Source organism: Gemmobacter caeruleus (genome assembly GCF_008271655.1).
GTDB lineage: Bacteria > Pseudomonadota > Alphaproteobacteria > Rhodobacterales > Rhodobacteraceae > Gemmobacter > Gemmobacter caeruleus.
Genome location: NZ_VKKX01000048.1, coordinates 1 through 830 on the forward strand (window position 1 = coordinate 1; position 830 = coordinate 830).

The 830-nt window shown below is 64.1% G+C and carries 1 protein-coding gene; it reads right to left on the bottom strand.

Annotated features, from left to right (window positions below):
* Positions 1–24: 24 nt before the first annotated feature.
* Positions 25–830 (bottom strand): IS66 family transposase (gene tnpC / locus FOA17_RS15515; RefSeq protein WP_149142421.1); only part of this gene is annotated, 806 nt, incomplete at its 5' end.

Sequence of the window (830 nt, forward strand, 5' to 3'; positions counted from 1 at the left end):
GTAAGCATGCGCCGAGAGCCGCGGTTATGCAGCCTTGACGTTGGCTTTTTCCGACGGCTTCCACTGCCACGGCAGCAATTCCGGCAGTCGAGAGACCGGCAGGTCTGAGATCCGGGCGATGACGTCTGCCAACCAACTTTGTGGGTCGATGTCGTTCAATTTTGCGGTGCCAATGAGGGAATACATGAAGGCCGCGCGGTGCCCGCCGCGCTCGGACCCCGCGAAGAGCCATGATTTTCTGCCCAGAGCCACCCCTCTCAGCGAACGTTCCGCGGCGTTGTTGCTCAGGCAGATCCGACCGTCGGATAGGAAGCGGGTAAAGGCAGGCCAATGATTGGGCGACAGCAGGTAGTCGATCGCCTTGGCGACCTTGGCATGCTTTGACAGGAGCGCCCGCTCGGCCCGCAACCAGCGTTCCAAATCCTCGACCAGCGGAGCCGAGCGTACCTGTCGTGCCGCGAGACGGGCGGCGGGGTCCTGGCCGTTCAGGTCGCGCTCGATCTCAAACAGCGCATCGATGCGCCTTACGGCCTCGAAGGCGATCGGCGAGATCTCTTTGGCATCCTTGCCCTTGCGGATGTTGCCCGCGACATCGGCCAGTTCGAAGAACTTGCGCCGGCCGTGTGACCAACACAGCGCGGGGAGAACAGGTCCGGGCTTGCGGTCGCCGCGATAGAGGTCGTTGTAGCCCGCATAGGCATCGGCCTGCAGGAGGCCCTGCCAGCCCTTCAGGTGTTCGCTCGGATGTTCGCCGCTCCGGTCACGCGAGAAGCGGAAGATCACCGCGGGCGGCGCAGTCCCGCCAAACGGGCGGTCGTCGCGCAGATAGG